General features: G+C 54.4%; 13 protein-coding genes and 1 riboswitch. Of the genes, 7 read left to right on the top strand and 6 right to left on the bottom strand.

Going from position 1 to position 14491, the window contains the following annotated elements; all coding sequences use genetic code 11:
- Positions 1–264: 264 nt before the first annotated feature.
- On the top strand, positions 265–1110 hold the full coding sequence (araC, locus tag OGV89_RS15155; RefSeq protein WP_003018834.1) for an arabinose operon transcriptional regulator AraC: 846 nt from the start codon (positions 265–267) through the stop codon (positions 1108–1110).
- A 119-nt stretch (positions 1111–1229) separates the two neighbouring features.
- Positions 1230–1997, top strand: a complete 768-nt coding sequence (locus OGV89_RS15150; RefSeq protein ID WP_003837398.1) for a DedA family protein — start codon at positions 1230–1232, stop codon at positions 1995–1997.
- A 97-nt stretch (positions 1998–2094) separates the two neighbouring features.
- Here OGV89_RS15150 and thiQ read toward each other — a convergent pair whose 3' ends face one another.
- The 4 genes from thiQ to sgrR all read right to left on the bottom strand — a co-directional run bounded on the left by thiQ (position 2095) and on the right by sgrR (position 7189).
- Positions 2095–2793: a thiamine ABC transporter ATP-binding protein ThiQ gene (thiQ, locus tag OGV89_RS15145; RefSeq protein WP_003845713.1), complete on the bottom strand. Its 699-nt coding sequence runs from the start codon at positions 2791–2793 to the stop codon at positions 2095–2097.
- The gene (gene thiP / locus OGV89_RS15140) at positions 2777–4387 is read right to left on the bottom strand and encodes a thiamine/thiamine pyrophosphate ABC transporter permease ThiP (RefSeq protein ID WP_003845716.1); all 1611 of its coding nucleotides are present in this window, start codon (positions 4385–4387) and stop codon (positions 2777–2779) included. Before thiP ends, thiQ begins: the two co-directional genes overlap by 17 nt.
- The gene (gene thiB / locus OGV89_RS15135) at positions 4363–5346 is read right to left on the bottom strand and encodes a thiamine ABC transporter substrate binding subunit (RefSeq protein ID WP_003845717.1); all 984 of its coding nucleotides are present in this window, start codon (positions 5344–5346) and stop codon (positions 4363–4365) included. Before thiB ends, thiP begins: the two co-directional genes overlap by 25 nt.
- 30 nt (positions 5347–5376) lie before the next feature.
- A riboswitch (TPP riboswitch) is annotated at positions 5377–5500 on the bottom strand.
- A 33-nt stretch (positions 5501–5533) separates the two neighbouring features.
- Entirely contained in the window at positions 5534–7189 is a 1656-nt protein-coding gene (gene sgrR, locus OGV89_RS15130) for an HTH-type transcriptional regulator SgrR (RefSeq protein WP_003837406.1), read from the bottom strand.
- A 99-nt stretch (positions 7190–7288) separates the two neighbouring features.
- Here sgrR and sgrT point away from each other — a divergent pair, with 99 nt between their 5' ends.
- From sgrT to idnR, 5 genes are all read left to right on the top strand, one after another.
- Positions 7289–7417 (top strand): glucose uptake inhibitor SgrT, encoded by a 129-nt coding sequence (sgrT, locus tag OGV89_RS15125; protein ID WP_003018817.1) that lies wholly within the window; start codon positions 7289–7291, stop codon positions 7415–7417.
- A gap of 373 nt (positions 7418–7790) precedes the next feature.
- On the top strand, positions 7791–8969 hold the full coding sequence (locus tag OGV89_RS15120) for a sugar efflux transporter (protein ID WP_048219722.1): 1179 nt from the start codon (positions 7791–7793) through the stop codon (positions 8967–8969).
- Between the two features lie 277 nt (positions 8970–9246).
- Positions 9247–10011 (top strand): gluconate 5-dehydrogenase, encoded by a 765-nt coding sequence (gene idnO / locus OGV89_RS15115; protein ID WP_003845719.1) that lies wholly within the window; start codon positions 9247–9249, stop codon positions 10009–10011.
- A 58-nt stretch (positions 10012–10069) separates the two neighbouring features.
- Positions 10070–11353, top strand: a complete 1284-nt coding sequence (locus OGV89_RS15110; protein ID WP_003845721.1) for an MFS transporter — start codon at positions 10070–10072, stop codon at positions 11351–11353.
- Between the two features lie 82 nt (positions 11354–11435).
- Positions 11436–12428: a DNA-binding transcriptional regulator IdnR gene (gene idnR, locus OGV89_RS15105; protein WP_044699207.1), complete on the top strand. Its 993-nt coding sequence runs from the start codon at positions 11436–11438 to the stop codon at positions 12426–12428.
- A gap of 45 nt (positions 12429–12473) precedes the next feature.
- Here the strand turns inward: idnR and leuD are convergent, their stop codons facing one another.
- Together leuD and leuC are read right to left on the bottom strand one after the other, a co-directional pair.
- The gene (gene leuD / locus OGV89_RS15100) at positions 12474–13079 is read right to left on the bottom strand and encodes a 3-isopropylmalate dehydratase small subunit (protein WP_286558875.1); all 606 of its coding nucleotides are present in this window, start codon (positions 13077–13079) and stop codon (positions 12474–12476) included.
- A 10-nt stretch (positions 13080–13089) separates the two neighbouring features.
- Complete coding sequence (gene leuC, locus OGV89_RS15095; RefSeq protein ID WP_086538719.1) at positions 13090–14490, bottom strand: 3-isopropylmalate dehydratase large subunit; 1401 nt, start codon at positions 14488–14490, stop codon at positions 13090–13092.
- Between the last annotated feature and the right edge of the window lies 1 nt (position 14491).

The raw sequence follows: 14491 nt of genomic DNA, 5'->3' as shown, positions 1-14491 counted from the left end.
CTAATCTTATGGATTAAAATGCTGTGGCATCACAAAGTGTGACGCTGTGCAAATAATCAATGTGGACATTTCTGCCGTAGTTATAGACACTTTTGTTAGCCGATTTTGACGTTGGCGTAGTACATGTTTTTTACAAAGAGCTTTTCACAAGCGGGATTGGTGGTCCATTACCGCAAATACAGCGGCCCGCAGGGGCGACAGCGATGATGTCTGGCGTAATATGGACAAATTGTTTCTTGGCAGGACATAGGGAGTATTGAAATTATGGCTGAAACGCAAAACGATCCCCTGTTGCCAGGTTATTCGTTTAACGCGCATTTGGTGGCCGGATTAACCCCCATTGAGGCGAACGGATACCTGGATTTTTTTATCGACAGGCCGCTGGGTATGAAGGGTTATATCCTCAATCTCACCATCCGTGGTGAAGGGGTTATCAATAATCAGGGCAAGCAGTTTGTCTGTCGGCCTGGCGATATTCTGTTGTTTCCACCCGGAGAAATTCACCACTACGGACGCCACCCTGACGCCAGCGAGTGGTATCACCAGTGGGTTTACTTTCGCCCGCGCGCCTACTGGCAGGAGTGGCTGACCTGGCCAGCCATTTTTGCCCAGACCGGTTTTTTCCGCCCGGATGAAGCGCATCAGCCGCATTTTAACGAGCTGTTTGGGCAGATAATTAACGCCGGGCAGGGAGAAGGTCGTTATTCCGAACTGCTGGCGATTAATTTACTGGAACAGTTGTTGCTCCGACGTATGGAAGCCATCAATGAATCGCTACACCCGCCCATGGACAACCGCGTCCGCGATGCCTGCCAGTACATCAGCGATCACCTGGCGGACAGCAATTTTGATATCGCCAGCGTCGCGCAGCACGTCTGCCTGTCGCCTTCCCGTTTGTCGCATCTGTTCCGTCAGCAGTTAGGTATCAGCGTATTAAGCTGGCGCGAGGACCAGCGCATCAGCCAGGCGAAGCTATTACTGAGTACCACACGTATGCCCATTGCCACCGTAGGTCGCAATGTTGGTTTTGACGACCAGCTCTATTTCTCTCGTGTTTTCAAAAAATGTACCGGCGCCAGTCCGAGCGAGTTTCGCGCTGGATGTGAATAAAAAGTGAATGATGTATCCTGAAAGTTGTCATAACTCGCAATCTATTCAGACAATTGATGGCTTGACGAAGTTGAGAGGGGTTATCAAAATCCCTGCTTCGTAAATTTGACGGACACATTATGCAAGCATTGCTGGAACACTTTATTCTCCAGTCCGCCCTGTACTCTCTGATCGCCGTACTTCTGGTGGCTTTTTTGGAGTCGCTGGCGCTGGTTGGCCTGATTCTACCCGGGACCGTGATGATGGCGGGGCTGGGGGCGCTGATTGGCAGCGGCGAACTGAACTTCTGGCATGCCTGGCTTGCGGGCATTATAGGTTGCTTATTGGGGGACTGGATCTCTTTTTGGTTGGGCTGGCGCTTTAAAAAGCCATTGCACCGTTGGTCGTTCATGAAAAAGAACAAGGCGTTGCTGGATAAAACCGAGCACGCCCTGCATCAGCACAGCATGTTTACTATTCTGGTGGGGCGTTTTGTCGGACCGACGCGTCCGCTGGTGCCGATGGTAGCAGGCATGCTGGATCTGCCTGTCGCTAAATTTATCGTCCCGAATATTATCGGCTGCGTGCTGTGGCCACCGTTCTACTTCCTGCCGGGGATCCTGGCGGGAGCGGCAATTGATATTCCTTCTGATATGCAGAGCGGGGATTTCAAATGGTTGCTGCTGGCGACGGCGGTGTTGCTCTGGGTTGGCGGCTGGTTTTGCTGGCGGCTATGGCGCAGTGGCAAAGCGGCTGTCGATCGCTTAACGGCGTATTTCCCCCGCAGCCGTTTGCTGTATCTGGCGCCGTTGACGCTCGGGATCGGCGTGGTCGCGCTGGTGGCGTTACTGCGCCATCCGCTGATGCCGGTGTATATCGATATTCTGCGCAAAGTGGTGGGTTACTGACGATTCCTTTGCCGGATGGCGGCTTCGCCTTATCCGGCCTACAGGTCGCACATTATGTAGGCCGGATAAGGCGTTCACGCAGTCATCCGGCAACGCATTATGCTTTAATGCCCAATAGCGCCGAGGCGCTAGCGTTGCCGCTTAACAGATTGTCCGTATCGCCCTGCCAGGCGATGCGCCCGTCGGCGACCACAATCGAGCGGGGCGCAATTCGCGCCGCATCTTCTACGCTGTGGGAAACCATCAGTAACGTCAGCTGCTTCTCGCGACAGACTTCGGCCACCAGCGTTAGCATCTCCTGGCGCAGCGCGGGATCAAGTGCAGAGAACGGTTCATCAAGCAGTAAAATAGGTTGCTCCCGCACCAGACAACGCGCCAGCGCCACGCGCTGCCGCTGTCCGCCGGAAAGCTCACCGGGGAGACGTTCCAGCAGAGAGTCGATCCCCATTTGCTGGGCGATGTGGAGTATTTTCTCCCGCTGCGATGCGTTAAGCTTCAATCCAGGATTCAGGCCAAGGCCGATGTTTTGCTGTACGCTCAGATGGCTGAACAGGTTGTTTTCCTGAAACAGCATAGAAACAGGACGGCGCGAGGGTGGTGTCGTGGTGTGATCTTCACCGTCAATCACCATGTTACCGCTGGCAGGCGTGAGAAAGCCGGCAATCAGATTCAGCAGCGTACTTTTCCCGGCGCCGCTGGGCCCGAGTATCGCTATCTGCTCACCGCGCGCGACCGACAGCGTAAAGCGCATGGGCAGATGGTGATAAAGCCATGTGATATCAATCAGTTTTAACATTTCGACCCGGCAATTTCTCAATAACGGTAAACAGCGTAAAGCACAGGATCAGCAGTAATAACGCCGTAACTGCGCCATCCTGACTGCGATAAGAGCCAATCTGCTGATATAAATAAAACGGCAGGGTGCGGAAATCTTCATTACCAAATAACGCCACTACGCCAAAATCGCCAATCGACAGCACGCAGGCAAACGCCATCGCCTGTGCCAGCGGGCGCTTCAGGGCGCGCAGTTCAACCACTTTCAGCCGCGACCATCCCTCAATGCCCAACGACTGGCACAACATACTATAGCGCGCAGTGACGTCACGCATTGGGTTTTCCAGCACCTTCAAAGCATAAGGGATCGCCATCAGCGCATTGGTAAAAATGACAATGCCGTCGGCAGATTCGGGAAGCCCAATAGTGTTATTGAGCAGCAGAAAGAAGCCGGTTGCCAGCACGATACCCGGCATGGCGAGGATCATCATGCCGCTCAGCTCCAGCATTTGACCTGCCAGCACCTGCTGTCGGGCACGTAGTTCACGGCTGCTCCATAACAGCATCATGGTGAGTACAATGCACAACGCTCCTGCCGCCAGCGCAATGCGCAGCGAGGTTCCCAGCGCCTGCCACAGTACAGGTTGCCTAAGAACATCCAGAATATGGCGGTTAAAGCCATCGACAATCACCGCCAGCAGCGGCGGCAACAACAGCAGCAGGGCCAGAATAATCAGCAGAGCGTCTGTCAGGCGGCTGTGCAAACGATCGTCAGGATCGCGCCAGCCTTGTACCAGGGTAGCACCGGGAGCAATCGCGCGGCTCAGACGTTGACTGAGAAGCACCAGCGCCAAACAACAAACCATCTGGATCAACGCCAGCATGGCTGCGCGGGCAGGATCGTAATCAAAATTCAGCGCCTGATAGATAGCCAGCTCGATGGTCGTGGCCTGTGGCCCGCCGCCCAGCGACAGAACGGTGGCGAAGCTGGCGAAGCACAGCATAAAGATGAGTGCTGCGACGGGCAGGATCTGACGACGCAGCCACGGCCATTCAACAAAACGGAAGAAATGCCAGCCACGCATACCCAACTGAGCGGCTAACTGCCGCTGTTCGCCGGGAATACTCTCCAGCGATTGTAACAGCAGGCGGCTGGCCATCGGCAGATTGAAAAAGACGTGCGCCAGCAGAATGCCCTGCAAACCGTAAGGCGAAAAGGTCCATTCCAGCCCGAAGACATGCCAGAGTGAGGCCAGCCAACCCTGGCGACCGTAGACGCTAAGAATACCGAAGACCGCGACCAGCACCGGCAGGATTAATGTCATGGCGCACAGGCGCAGCAGCGCCAGACGTCCTGGAAAACGGCGGCGATAGAGCGCTCTGGCAAGGAAAATCGCCGGGACAACCGACAGCACAGCGGATAGAAAAGCCTGCCAGAAAGAAAAGCGCACCACGTGCCACAGGTAGTCATCTTGCCACAGCGAGGACCACTCTCCCTGCGGGGCGTTAAACCACAGTGCCAGAAACGCGGCCAGGGCAACGGCCACCATCAGCGTGGCGGCGGTAAGCCCTGGAACCAGCCAGCCGGGGATTAACGGCTGACGGCGCGTTGCCATTCGCTAATCCATGCCTGACGTTGAGCCGCAACCTGCTGCGGCGTAAATTCCAGCGCGGTGGTCGGTTTATTCAGTTGCTCGAATCCTGACGGCAGGGCGACTTGCGTCACGGGATACATCCAGTTGCCGGTCGGAATCGCATTCTGGAATGCAGGAGACACCATGAACTTCAGGAATTTCTCGGCCAGTTCCGGCTGCTTGCTGGCCGCGGTACGGGCGGCGACTTCCACCTGCAAATAGTGGCCTTCGCTAAAATTAGCGGCGGCGTAGTTGTCTTTTTTCTCGGCGATGATGTGATAGGCCGGAGAGGTGGTGTAGCTGAGCACCAGATCGCTTTCACCTTTCAGGAACAGGCCGTAGGCTTCGCTCCAGCCCTTGGTGACGGTGACGGTTTTGGCTGCCAGTTTCTGCCACGCCTCTGGCGCTTTATCACCATAGACTTTCTGCATCCATAGCAGCAGACCCAGACCTGGCGTGCTGGTGCGTGGATCCTGATAAATGACGCGCCATTTTTGGTCGCTCTCTACCAGTTCTTTCAGGCTTTTGGGCGGATTCTTCAGCTTGTTCTTATCATAAACGAAGGCGAAATAACCGTAGTCAAACGGCACGAAGGTATCGTTTTTCCAGCCGCCGGGTACGTTAACGGTGTCGTTGGTTACACCACTTTTGGCAAACAGTTTGGTTTGTGTGGCGGCTTCCAGAAGGTTGTTATCCAGACCCAGCACGACGTCGGCTTTGCTGTTTTTTCCTTCCATGCGCAGGCGGTTAAGCAGCGAGACGCCATCTTCCAGCGCGACCAGTTTCAGCTCGCAATTGCAGTCAGCTTCAAAGGCTTTTTTGATTGTTGGGCCCGGGCCCCAGTCAGCTGCGAACGAGTCGTAGGTATAGACGGTCAGTACAGGTTTGGCGAAGACAGGCGCTGCACACAGCAGTAAAAGCGGAAGACATTTTTTAAACACTTTGCACCTCAAGAGTTGGGTGGCAAAGGACTTGAGATAAGCCTCAAATCCCTTCGCCGGCATTATCCGGATCAGGTTCGACGGGTATCTCTCAGCCCATACGCAGATCGAATGATTTTGTGTATGTTTTTATTTAGCACCCCGTTGAGAACGGCGTTAGTGTAATGATTTTGTTGCTTAGCAGCAATTAAGGATCCGGCGGAGCAAACCACGCCGATTTAAAATCAAACCAGCCGAGGGTATTCATGCGCAGCCCGCGCATACTGCGCTGTCCCTGAATGATCAGCCAGTGGTGGATTAATGGCACAATGGCCTTTGTGGCGAGCAGCTGTTGGCACCATGCTGCCAGGCTCATTTCGCCCGTTCGCCAGCGAGCCGCATCGTTTTCCCAGTCCCGCGAGATACAGTTTTGCAGCAACGGGACTTCGCACAAATGGGCGAACAGTGAGAAGTCGAGCGGTAGGGTAAAGTTGGCGCTGTTGAGCCAGATATCGCTGACGATTTCACCTGCATGCCATTGATCGTAGTCGATCTCCTGAATATTCAACTGCACCTGATGCTGCGCGAGCAATGTCTTCATGATCTGCGCGATAATCCGGTGTTCGATGTGATCGCGATAGTAAGTGATAGTCAGCGTTTCCAGCCCGGCGGGTTTTTCACCATGGCCGGGTTTTGCGTGATGCCAGCGGGGGAGTAAACCATACGCGGGAAACCACAGTCGCTGGTACTGTTCGTCGGCGTGGCAGATTAAATTCGTTGGCGAGAGAATGCGGCTTACCCATTCACGGACCTCCTGGTTAGTGCCACGGTGGCTACGCGCATCAAACAGCAGGTAGTAGCAACCTTCTTCGAGGCGGCTTTCGATCGCCTTTTCATCCTCTGTGGGACCTTTTAGCGTCAACCCGCCGCCAGGTTCTTCTCCGATGTCAGGTAATACCCAAACGTTAACTTCATCGATCAGGGCCCTGTAGCCAAAGTAATCATCAAATGCATGAATTTTCAGTTGGTTATTGGTGTTTCGTATTACCGCATACGGACCGGTACCAATCGGGTGACTGGAGAAGTTGTTTAGCGTTTCCCATTCTCGCGGCAGGATCATGGCGGGGACCTGCCCCAATAGCCAGGGAAGCCAGCGGTCTGGCTGGGCCAGATGGATATCCAGCGTCCAGGCCGTGGGAGAGACGATCTGCGTGATGTGTGAGTACAGCGGCAGGCTGTTAATGCGCATCAGTGAGGCGATAACATCTGCCATTTCCAGCTCGCGGCCATGATGAAAATGGATCCCCGGACGCAGGAAGAATCGCCAGTGTAAAGGTGAAATTTGCTGCCAGTGATGGGCAATGTCCGCTTCCAGTTCCCCATTTTCCTCATTTACCCGAATTAAGGCGCTGAAGATTTGCCGGGCGATATGGGTTTCGGAGCGGCGTAATGCCGTGCCGGGGAGCAGGTTGTGCATGGGGCGGTAATAGAGAACGCGCATGATATGCCGACCCTGGCGAAAGCTGCGACCCAGATGGGAGACCAGCATTTGCCGTACGGCCGTTTTGTCACCGACCAGTTGCACCAGTTGATCGATGCGATCCTGTTCCAATAGGTCTTCCGCGCGCTGCTGCTGGAGCGCCAGCCCGGTATAGAGGAATGTCAGGCGCGAGCGTTTACCTCGTCCAACTTCAGCTTCCCACGTTAACCAGCCGCGATCCTGCATGGTATTAAGCAGCGTACGCATATGGCGGCGCGAGCAGCTCAGCAGATCCGCCAGCTCGTTGAGCGTCGTGTCTTGCGTTTTGCCGTCACAGCATTGCCACAGACGGATGAACTGTTGTTGCAAACGACCAGAAGACATAAAAGGGGAACTCCTGCGGAAAACTCAGCAATTTTATAATCCCTATATTAAGCCAATAATAGATTCCGATGAAGCGATGAGACAACGAAGGGGTCATCTATGCGTCAGTTCTGGTTGAAGTACTTTACCACGACGGAAAAATCGTCCTGGTTGGCTTGCCTGAGCGCACCGCAGCGCTTAAAGATGCTCGAAGAGCTGATGCAGTGGGAGATGACATCTGACTCCTGAATTGGAAATTGCAGACATCATGTGTGACTGAGTATTGGTGCAGGCTGTATCCTGCCATTATATCTGAGCATCGCTGGTGGCTATTTTTTCACATGGCAAGGCGCGAACAGTGAAATTTGGTGAACCAAATAAGGTGTGAGCAACACAGCTATGTGAAAAAATGGCCCCAGCCCTCCGGGACGCGTGTAAAAAACGCATACTCTGCGTTGTCAGGCTTGGGAATAGATTTCTATACCCAGCGCCCTCCGCCTGGATTATGCGTTTTTTACCCAGCGTCGATGCCAGATATAATGGCAGGATACAGCCTCGTTCACCCGCCAGCAGGTATTATCTGCTGGCTTTTTTCGTTTCAGCTGCGCTTAAAAGGAAAGATATGCTCTGGATTATGACCATGGGACGGCGCCTCAACGGCGTTTACGCGGCATTTATGCTGGTCGCTTTTATGATGGGCGTGGCGGGGGCATTGCAGGCACCCACCCTGAGTCTGTTCCTGAGCCGTGAAGTCGGGGCGCAGCCATTTTGGGTCGGGCTGTTTTACACCGTCAATGCGATTGTCGGGATCGTCGTCAGCCTTGGCCTGGCGAAACGATCCGACAGCCAGGGCGATCGGCGCAAGCTGATCATGTTTTGCTGCCTGATGGCGATTGGCAATGCGCTGCTGTTTGCCTTTAATCGCCACTATCTCACGCTGATCACCTGCGGTGTGCTGCTGGCCTCGCTGGCGAACACCGCCATGCCGCAGCTGTTTGCGCTGGCGCGAGAATATGCTGATAACTCCGCGCGTGAAGTGGTGATGTTTAGCTCGGTGATGCGTGCGCAGCTTTCGTTGGCCTGGGTGATAGGACCGCCACTGGCATTCATGCTGGCGCTGAATTACGGCTTTACGGCGATGTTTTCCATTGCCGCAGGTATTTTTGCCATTAGCCTGGTGCTGATTGCGCTGATACTGCCGTCTGTCGCGCGGGTGGAGCAGCCTGTAGACGTGCCGCTGGAACAGACCGGCGGTTGGCAGGACAAAAATGTGCGTATGTTGTTTATTGCCTCCACGCTGATGTGGACCTGCAACACCATGTACATCATTGATATGCCACTGTGGATAAGTCTTGAACTGGGCTTGCCGGACAAGCTGGCTGGGATCCTGATGGGGACGGCGGCTGGGCTGGAAATTCCGGCGATGATTCTGGCAGGCTATTACGTGAAGCGCTTTGGTAAACGGCGAATGATGATCGCGGCCGTAGCGGCAGGCGTGCTGTTTTATATTGGTTTGATCTTCTTTCACAGCCGTACGGCGCTGCTGGTGCTGCAACTGTTTAACGCGGTATTTATCGGTATTATCGCCGGGATAGGCATGCTGTGGTTTCAGGATCTGATGCCCGGACGTGCGGGGTCAGCGACCACATTATTTACCAACAGTATTTCAACGGGAGTCATTCTGGCAGGGGTGATTCAGGGGGCAGTTGCGCAAAGCTACGGTCACTATGCCGTCTATTGGGTGATTGCGGTGATTGCGGTGGTTACGCTGTGGATGACCGGGCGGGTGAAGGACGTTTAGTCCGGCGCAGTCCTGGCGTCGCAGTGCCCGGACTGGCGATATTTTGCATTAGTTTTTGTCGTTTTTGTAGGCCGGATAAGGCGTTTACGCCGCCATCAGGCAACCTGTCCCTACGGCCTGAACGCGTTACGCTTATCAGGCCTATCCCTCTTTTTTTATCTTGCACGTAAATGTAACGTTGATCACATAACGATCATTTTCCTCTTCCTGGATCTTCTTTTTTCTACTGTTACGCGTATACAGTTACGCGTAACAGTTATCAAAAAAGGAGTTTTTTATGAAAAACCTATTCGACCTGACAGGTAAACGCGCGCTGATTACCGGTTCCGCTCAGGGCATTGGTAACCTGCTGGCCAGCGGTCTGGCGGCGCACGGTGCTGAGATTGTTATTAACGACATTACCCAACTGCGTGCTCAGGTGGCGGCGGACAAACTGGTGACCGAAGGCTATCGCGCTGTTGGCTATGGATTTGATGTTACCAACGGGGAAGAGGTGGCGTGCGCCATCGCGCAAATTGAAAAGGACGTTGGGGCCATTGATATTTTAATTAACAATGCCGGAATCCAGCGTCGTTATCCCTTCACCGAATTCCCGGAGGCTGAATGGGACAAAGTGATTGATGTAAACCAGAAATCGGTCTTTCTGGTATCGCAACAGGTTTCCCGCTACATGGTGCAACGCCGCCGCGGGAAGATTATTAATATCTGCTCAATGCAAAGCGAATTAGGTCGTAAAACCATTACCCCCTACGCGGCGTCAAAAGGCGCGGTCAAAATGTTAACCCGTGGCATGTGCGTGGAACTGGCGGAATACAATATTCAGGTCAACGGCATTGCTCCCGGCTATTTCGCTACCGACATGACCACCGCGCTGGTCAACGATGAAGCATTCTCCGCCTGGCTGTTCCAGCGCACGCCCGCTGCTCGCTGGGGTAACCCGGAAGAGTTGATCGGCGCGGCGGTTTATCTCGCTGCGCCCGCCTCTGACTTTGTGAATGGGCATCTTCTGTTTGTAGACGGCGGCATGCTGGCCGCTGTTTGATCGCTAACGAGGCCGCGGGAAGCAACCTCATCCTTTAATGATAATCCAAGGAGTGAGTATGAATATGCTCGCAAAACTGCCAGCGCGTCGCTGGTGGTATTTAATGCCGATTATTTTTATTACCTACAGCTTAGCTTATCTCGACCGCGCCAATTACGGCTTTGCCGCTGCCGCTGGTATCGAACACGATTTAGGGATCACCCAGGGCACGGCCTCGCTGATTGGCGCGCTCTTTTTCCTGGGATATTTCTTTTTCCAGGTGCCTGGCGCCATGTATGCCGTTAAACATAGCGTCCGTAAAATGATTTTTTACAGCCTGATCCTCTGGGGGCTTTGTGCCGCGGCGACCGGGTTTGTCAGCAATATCCCAACGCTGATGGCGATCCGCTTTATTCTCGGCATCGTCGAAGCGGCGGTGATGCCCGCGATGCTGATTTATATCAGCAACTGGTTTACCAAAACTGAACGCTCGCGCGCCAACACCTTTTTAATTCTCGGTAACCCGGTCACAGTGCTGTGGATGTCGATTGTCTCTGGCTACCTGATTGAAGCCTGGGGCTGGCGCGAAATGTTTATCATTGAAGGTATTCCTGCGGTGATCTGGGCTTTCTGCTGGGTGATTCTGGTGCGCGACAAACCGGCGGATGCGGGTTGGTTGAGCGAGCAGGAGAAGCAGGCGTTACAGCAGGCGATGGACCGCGAGCAGCGGGACATCAAACCGATGCGCAACTACGGTGAAGCGATGCGTTCACGCAGCGTCATTATGCTTTGCGCGGTGCATGCGCTGTGGAGCATCGGGGTGTATGGCTTCATGATGTGGATGCCGTCGATTCTGAAAAACGCGGCGCAGATGGATATTGTGGCGGTGGGCTGGCTGGCGGCAGTGCCGTATCTGGCGGCGATCTGCCTGATGCTGACGGTTTCCTGGCTGTCCGATAAATACCAGAACCGTAAGCTGTTTATCTGGCCGCTGCTGCTGATTGCTGCCATTGCGTTCTTTGCCTCGTGGATGCTGGGCAACCAGTCCTTCTGGCTCTCTTACGCGCTGCTGGTCGTGGCCGCCGCCTGTATGTATGCGCCTTACGGACCGTTCTTTGCGCTGATCCCCGAACTGCTGCCGCGCAACGTCTCCGGCGTGTCGATGGGAATGATCAACAGTTTTGGCGCGTTAGGGGCATTCCTCGGCGCGTGGCTGGTGGGTTACCTCAACGGCGTGACCGGCGGGCCGGGCGTCTCCTACACCTTCATGGCGATTGCTCTGCTGTCATCGGTGGTGCTGATGTACTGCGTTCGTGCGCAAAATGAAACCATGTCGCCGTCGGCTGAGATGGTAACGCGTTAAGGTTGAGCGAGGAGTGCAGTCGCTAACCGGCTGTGATAAGGTTCTCTGCGAGCATAATGGGATGTTGGTCGTAGAGAACCTCATGAAAAACAATCGGATGACATTACAGGATATCGCTAATCTGGCCGGTCTGAATAAGATGACGGTCAGCCGTTATCTGCGTGACCCGAATCAGGTGTCGCAACGCAGCCGTGAATTGATTTCGAAAATCATGGAAGAGAACAACTACATTCCTAACCGCGCTCCGGAAATTCTGCTCAACGCACGTAGCAAAACTATTGGTGTGCTGATCCCCTCGTTTCGTAATCAGATCTTTGCCGACGTGCTGGCGGGAATTGAATCCGTCACCTCGGCTTGCCAGTACCAGACGCTGATCGCCAACTACGAATATGACGCCGAGCGTGAAGAACGCGAGGTTCTGAATCTGCTCTCTTACAATATCGACGGCCTGATCCTCACGGGAAAGCTGCATACCGAGCGGATGATCCAGTACGTGCGCGCCAGCGGCGTACCTGTGGCGGAACTGATGGATATTAGCGGCCAGTATCTGGATATACAGGTCGGTTTCGATAACGAAAAAGCGGCCTTCGAGATGACCCAGGCGTTTATCGACAGTGGAAAACGTCACATTGCGTTCTTTGGATCAATGGACGACCCTCGCGATTTGAGTCGTTACCGAGGTACCGAGAATGCGCTGGCTGCGCAGGGGCTGGAGGCGTATCACCTGGCGCCAAAAACGATTTCGTCGGTAGCGCTGGGGCGCAAAATGTTCCAGCAGGCGATGGCGGAAAAGCCGGATATTGACGCTATTTTCTGTACCAACGATGACCTGGCGGTTGGCGTGCTGCTGGAGTGTCAGGCACAGCAGTACGATGTGCCGGGAAAAATGGCGATTGCCGGTTTCCACGGGCTGGAAATTGGCCGTGCGCGGCTGCAAAAAATCGCCAGCGTGATTACACCACGCTTTGAGATTGGCAAAACGGCGGCGGATATTTTGATTAAACGTCTTGGCGGGAAGGATGCGCCGGGCAGCGTTAATCTTGGCTACCAAATCTATTACGGCGATACGCTGTAGGCGAAGAGTAGAGGCTGGCCACCGTGCGGTGACCAGCGGGAGAGATTACTGCATAAACGCTGGCTGCTTGTCTTCGTACTCGGTGATGGCCGCTTCATGCTGCAGCGTCAGCCCGATGCCGTCCAGACCGTTCAGCATGCAGTGGCGGCGGAAGTCGTCGATTTTAAAGCTGTAGGACTTATCGCCCGCTTTCACCACCTGCGCTTCCAGATCCACTTCAAATTTAATGCCCGGATTGGCTTTCACCAGGGTAAACATTTCATCTACCTGCGCGTCGCTCAGAGTCACCGGCAGCAGTTGGTTATTGAAACTGTTGCCGTAGAAGATGTCGGCGAAGCTTGGGGCAATCACCACTTTAAAACCGTAATCGGTCAACGCCCACGGCGCATGTTCGCGTGACGAACCGCAGCCGAAGTTTTCGCGCGCCAGCAGAATTGATGCCCCTTTATATTCCGGGAAGTTCAAAACGAACTCAGGATTTGGCTGTTGCCCTTTTTCGTCCAGAAAACGCCAGTCGTTAAACAGATGAGCGCCAAAACCGGTACGCGTAACCTTCTGCAAAAACTGTTTGGGAATGATTGCGTCGGTATCAACGTTGGCGGCATCCAGTGGGACAACCAGGCCGGTATGCTGGGTAAATTTCTCTGCCATGGTAGTTTCCTTATTTGATGCTGCGAATGTCGGCAAAATGACCGGTAACGGCGGCAGCGGCGGCCATGGCCGGGCTGACTAAATGCGTGCGACCACCGCGGCCCTGACGGCCTTCAAAATTACGGTTGCTGGTGGATGCGCAGCGCTCGCCCGGATTCAGGCGGTCATTGTTCATGGCCAGACACATGGAACAGCCTGGTAAACGCCATTCGAATCCTGCTTCGATAAAGATCTTGTCCAGACCTTCTGCTTCCGCCTGCGCTTTCACCGGGCCAGAGCCCGGCACCACCAGTGCCTGTACGCCTGGCGCAACTTTACGTCCTTTGGCGATTTCCGCCGCGGCGCGTAAATCTTCAATACGCGAGTTGGTGCAGGAACCGATGAACACTTTATCGATAGCCACTTCCGTTAACGGAATACCTGGCTTCAGCCCCATATACGCCAGCGCTTTTTCAGCCGATGCGCGCTCAACGGGATCGGCAAAGGATGCCGGGTCGGGAATATTATCGTTCACCGAAATGACCTGACCCGGGTTTGTTCCCCAGGTGACCTGCGGCGCAATCTCTTCCGCTTGCAGGGTGATGATGCTGTCGAAAGTGGCGCCTTCATCCGTTTGCAGGGTTTTCCAGTAGGCGACCGCGTCGTCAAAGTCTTTGCCTTTCGGTGCATGCAGACGGCCTTCGACATAGTTGAAGGTGGTCTGGTCTGGCGCGACCAGGCCCGCTTTTGCGCCCAATTCGATCGCCATGTTGCACAGGGTCATGCGGCCTTCCATGCTCAGCGCGCGGATGGCTTCGCCACAAAACTCAACTACGTGTCCGGTACCGCCTGCACTACCGGTTTTACCGATAATCGCCAGCACAATATCTTTGGCGGTAATGCCAGGGGCTGCTTTACCGTTGACTTCAATCTTCATGGTTTTGGCGCGCCCCTGTTTCAGGGTCTGCGTCGCCAGAACGTGTTCAACTTCAGAGGTGCCAATACCAAACGCCAGCGCGCCGAACGCGCCGTGTGTAGCGGTGTGGGAATCGCCGCAGACGATGGTCATACCCGGCAACGTCACGCCTTGTTCTGGCCCCATCACGTGAACGATACCCTGATACGGATGGTTCAGGTCATACAGCTCGACGCCAAATTCGTTACAGTTCTTAATCAGCTCTTGCATCTGGATGCGTGCCATCTCACCCGACGCGTTGATGTCTTTGGTCTGGGTAGAGACGTTGTGATCCATGGTGGCAAAGGTTTTACCCGGCTGGCGTACCTGACGGCCATGCGCGCGCAGGCCATCAAACGCTTGCGGAGAGGTCACTTCATGCACCAGATGTCTGTCGATGTACAACAGCGGGGTTTCGTTTTGCGCTTCAAAGACGACGTGCGCATCAAACAATTTTTCGTATAACGTTTTGGCCATG

Origin of the sequence: Citrobacter sp. Cf125, assembly GCF_030333935.1 — a bacterium.
Classification (GTDB): Bacteria; Pseudomonadota; Gammaproteobacteria; order Enterobacterales; family Enterobacteriaceae; genus Citrobacter; species Citrobacter freundii.
The sequence above is the reverse complement of the archived record's forward strand: the minus strand, read 5'-3'. Positions and strand labels throughout refer to the sequence as shown.

Bases quoted from the DNA above. Each gene is read 5' to 3' on its own strand.
- OGV89_RS15110 (WP_003845721.1), top strand. From the start codon at position 10,070: ATGAATATGCTCGCAAAACTGCCAGCGCGTCGCTGGTGGTATTTAATG.
- leuC (WP_086538719.1), bottom strand. From the start codon at position 14,490: ATGGCCAAAACGTTATACGAAAAATTGTTTGATGCGCACGTCGTCTTT.
- idnO (WP_003845719.1), top strand. From the start codon at position 9,247: ATGAAAAACCTATTCGACCTGACAGGTAAACGCGCGCTGATTACCGGT.
- thiQ (WP_003845713.1), bottom strand. From the start codon at position 2,793: ATGTTAAAACTGATTGATATCACATGGCTTTATCACCATCTGCCCATG.
- thiP (WP_003845716.1), bottom strand. From the start codon at position 4,387: ATGGCAACGCGCCGTCAGCCGTTAATCCCCGGCTGGCTGGTTCCAGGG.
- OGV89_RS15120 (WP_048219722.1), top strand. From the start codon at position 7,791: ATGCTCTGGATTATGACCATGGGACGGCGCCTCAACGGCGTTTACGCG.
- leuD (WP_286558875.1), bottom strand. From the start codon at position 13,079: ATGGCAGAGAAATTTACCCAGCATACCGGCCTGGTTGTCCCACTGGAT.
- araC (WP_003018834.1), top strand. From the start codon at position 265: ATGGCTGAAACGCAAAACGATCCCCTGTTGCCAGGTTATTCGTTTAAC.
- sgrR (WP_003837406.1), bottom strand. From the start codon at position 7,189: ATGTCTTCTGGTCGTTTGCAACAACAGTTCATCCGTCTGTGGCAATGC.
- sgrT (WP_003018817.1), top strand. From the start codon at position 7,289: ATGCGTCAGTTCTGGTTGAAGTACTTTACCACGACGGAAAAATCGTCC.
- OGV89_RS15150 (WP_003837398.1), top strand. From the start codon at position 1,230: ATGCAAGCATTGCTGGAACACTTTATTCTCCAGTCCGCCCTGTACTCT.
- idnR (WP_044699207.1), top strand. From the start codon at position 11,436: ATGAAAAACAATCGGATGACATTACAGGATATCGCTAATCTGGCCGGT.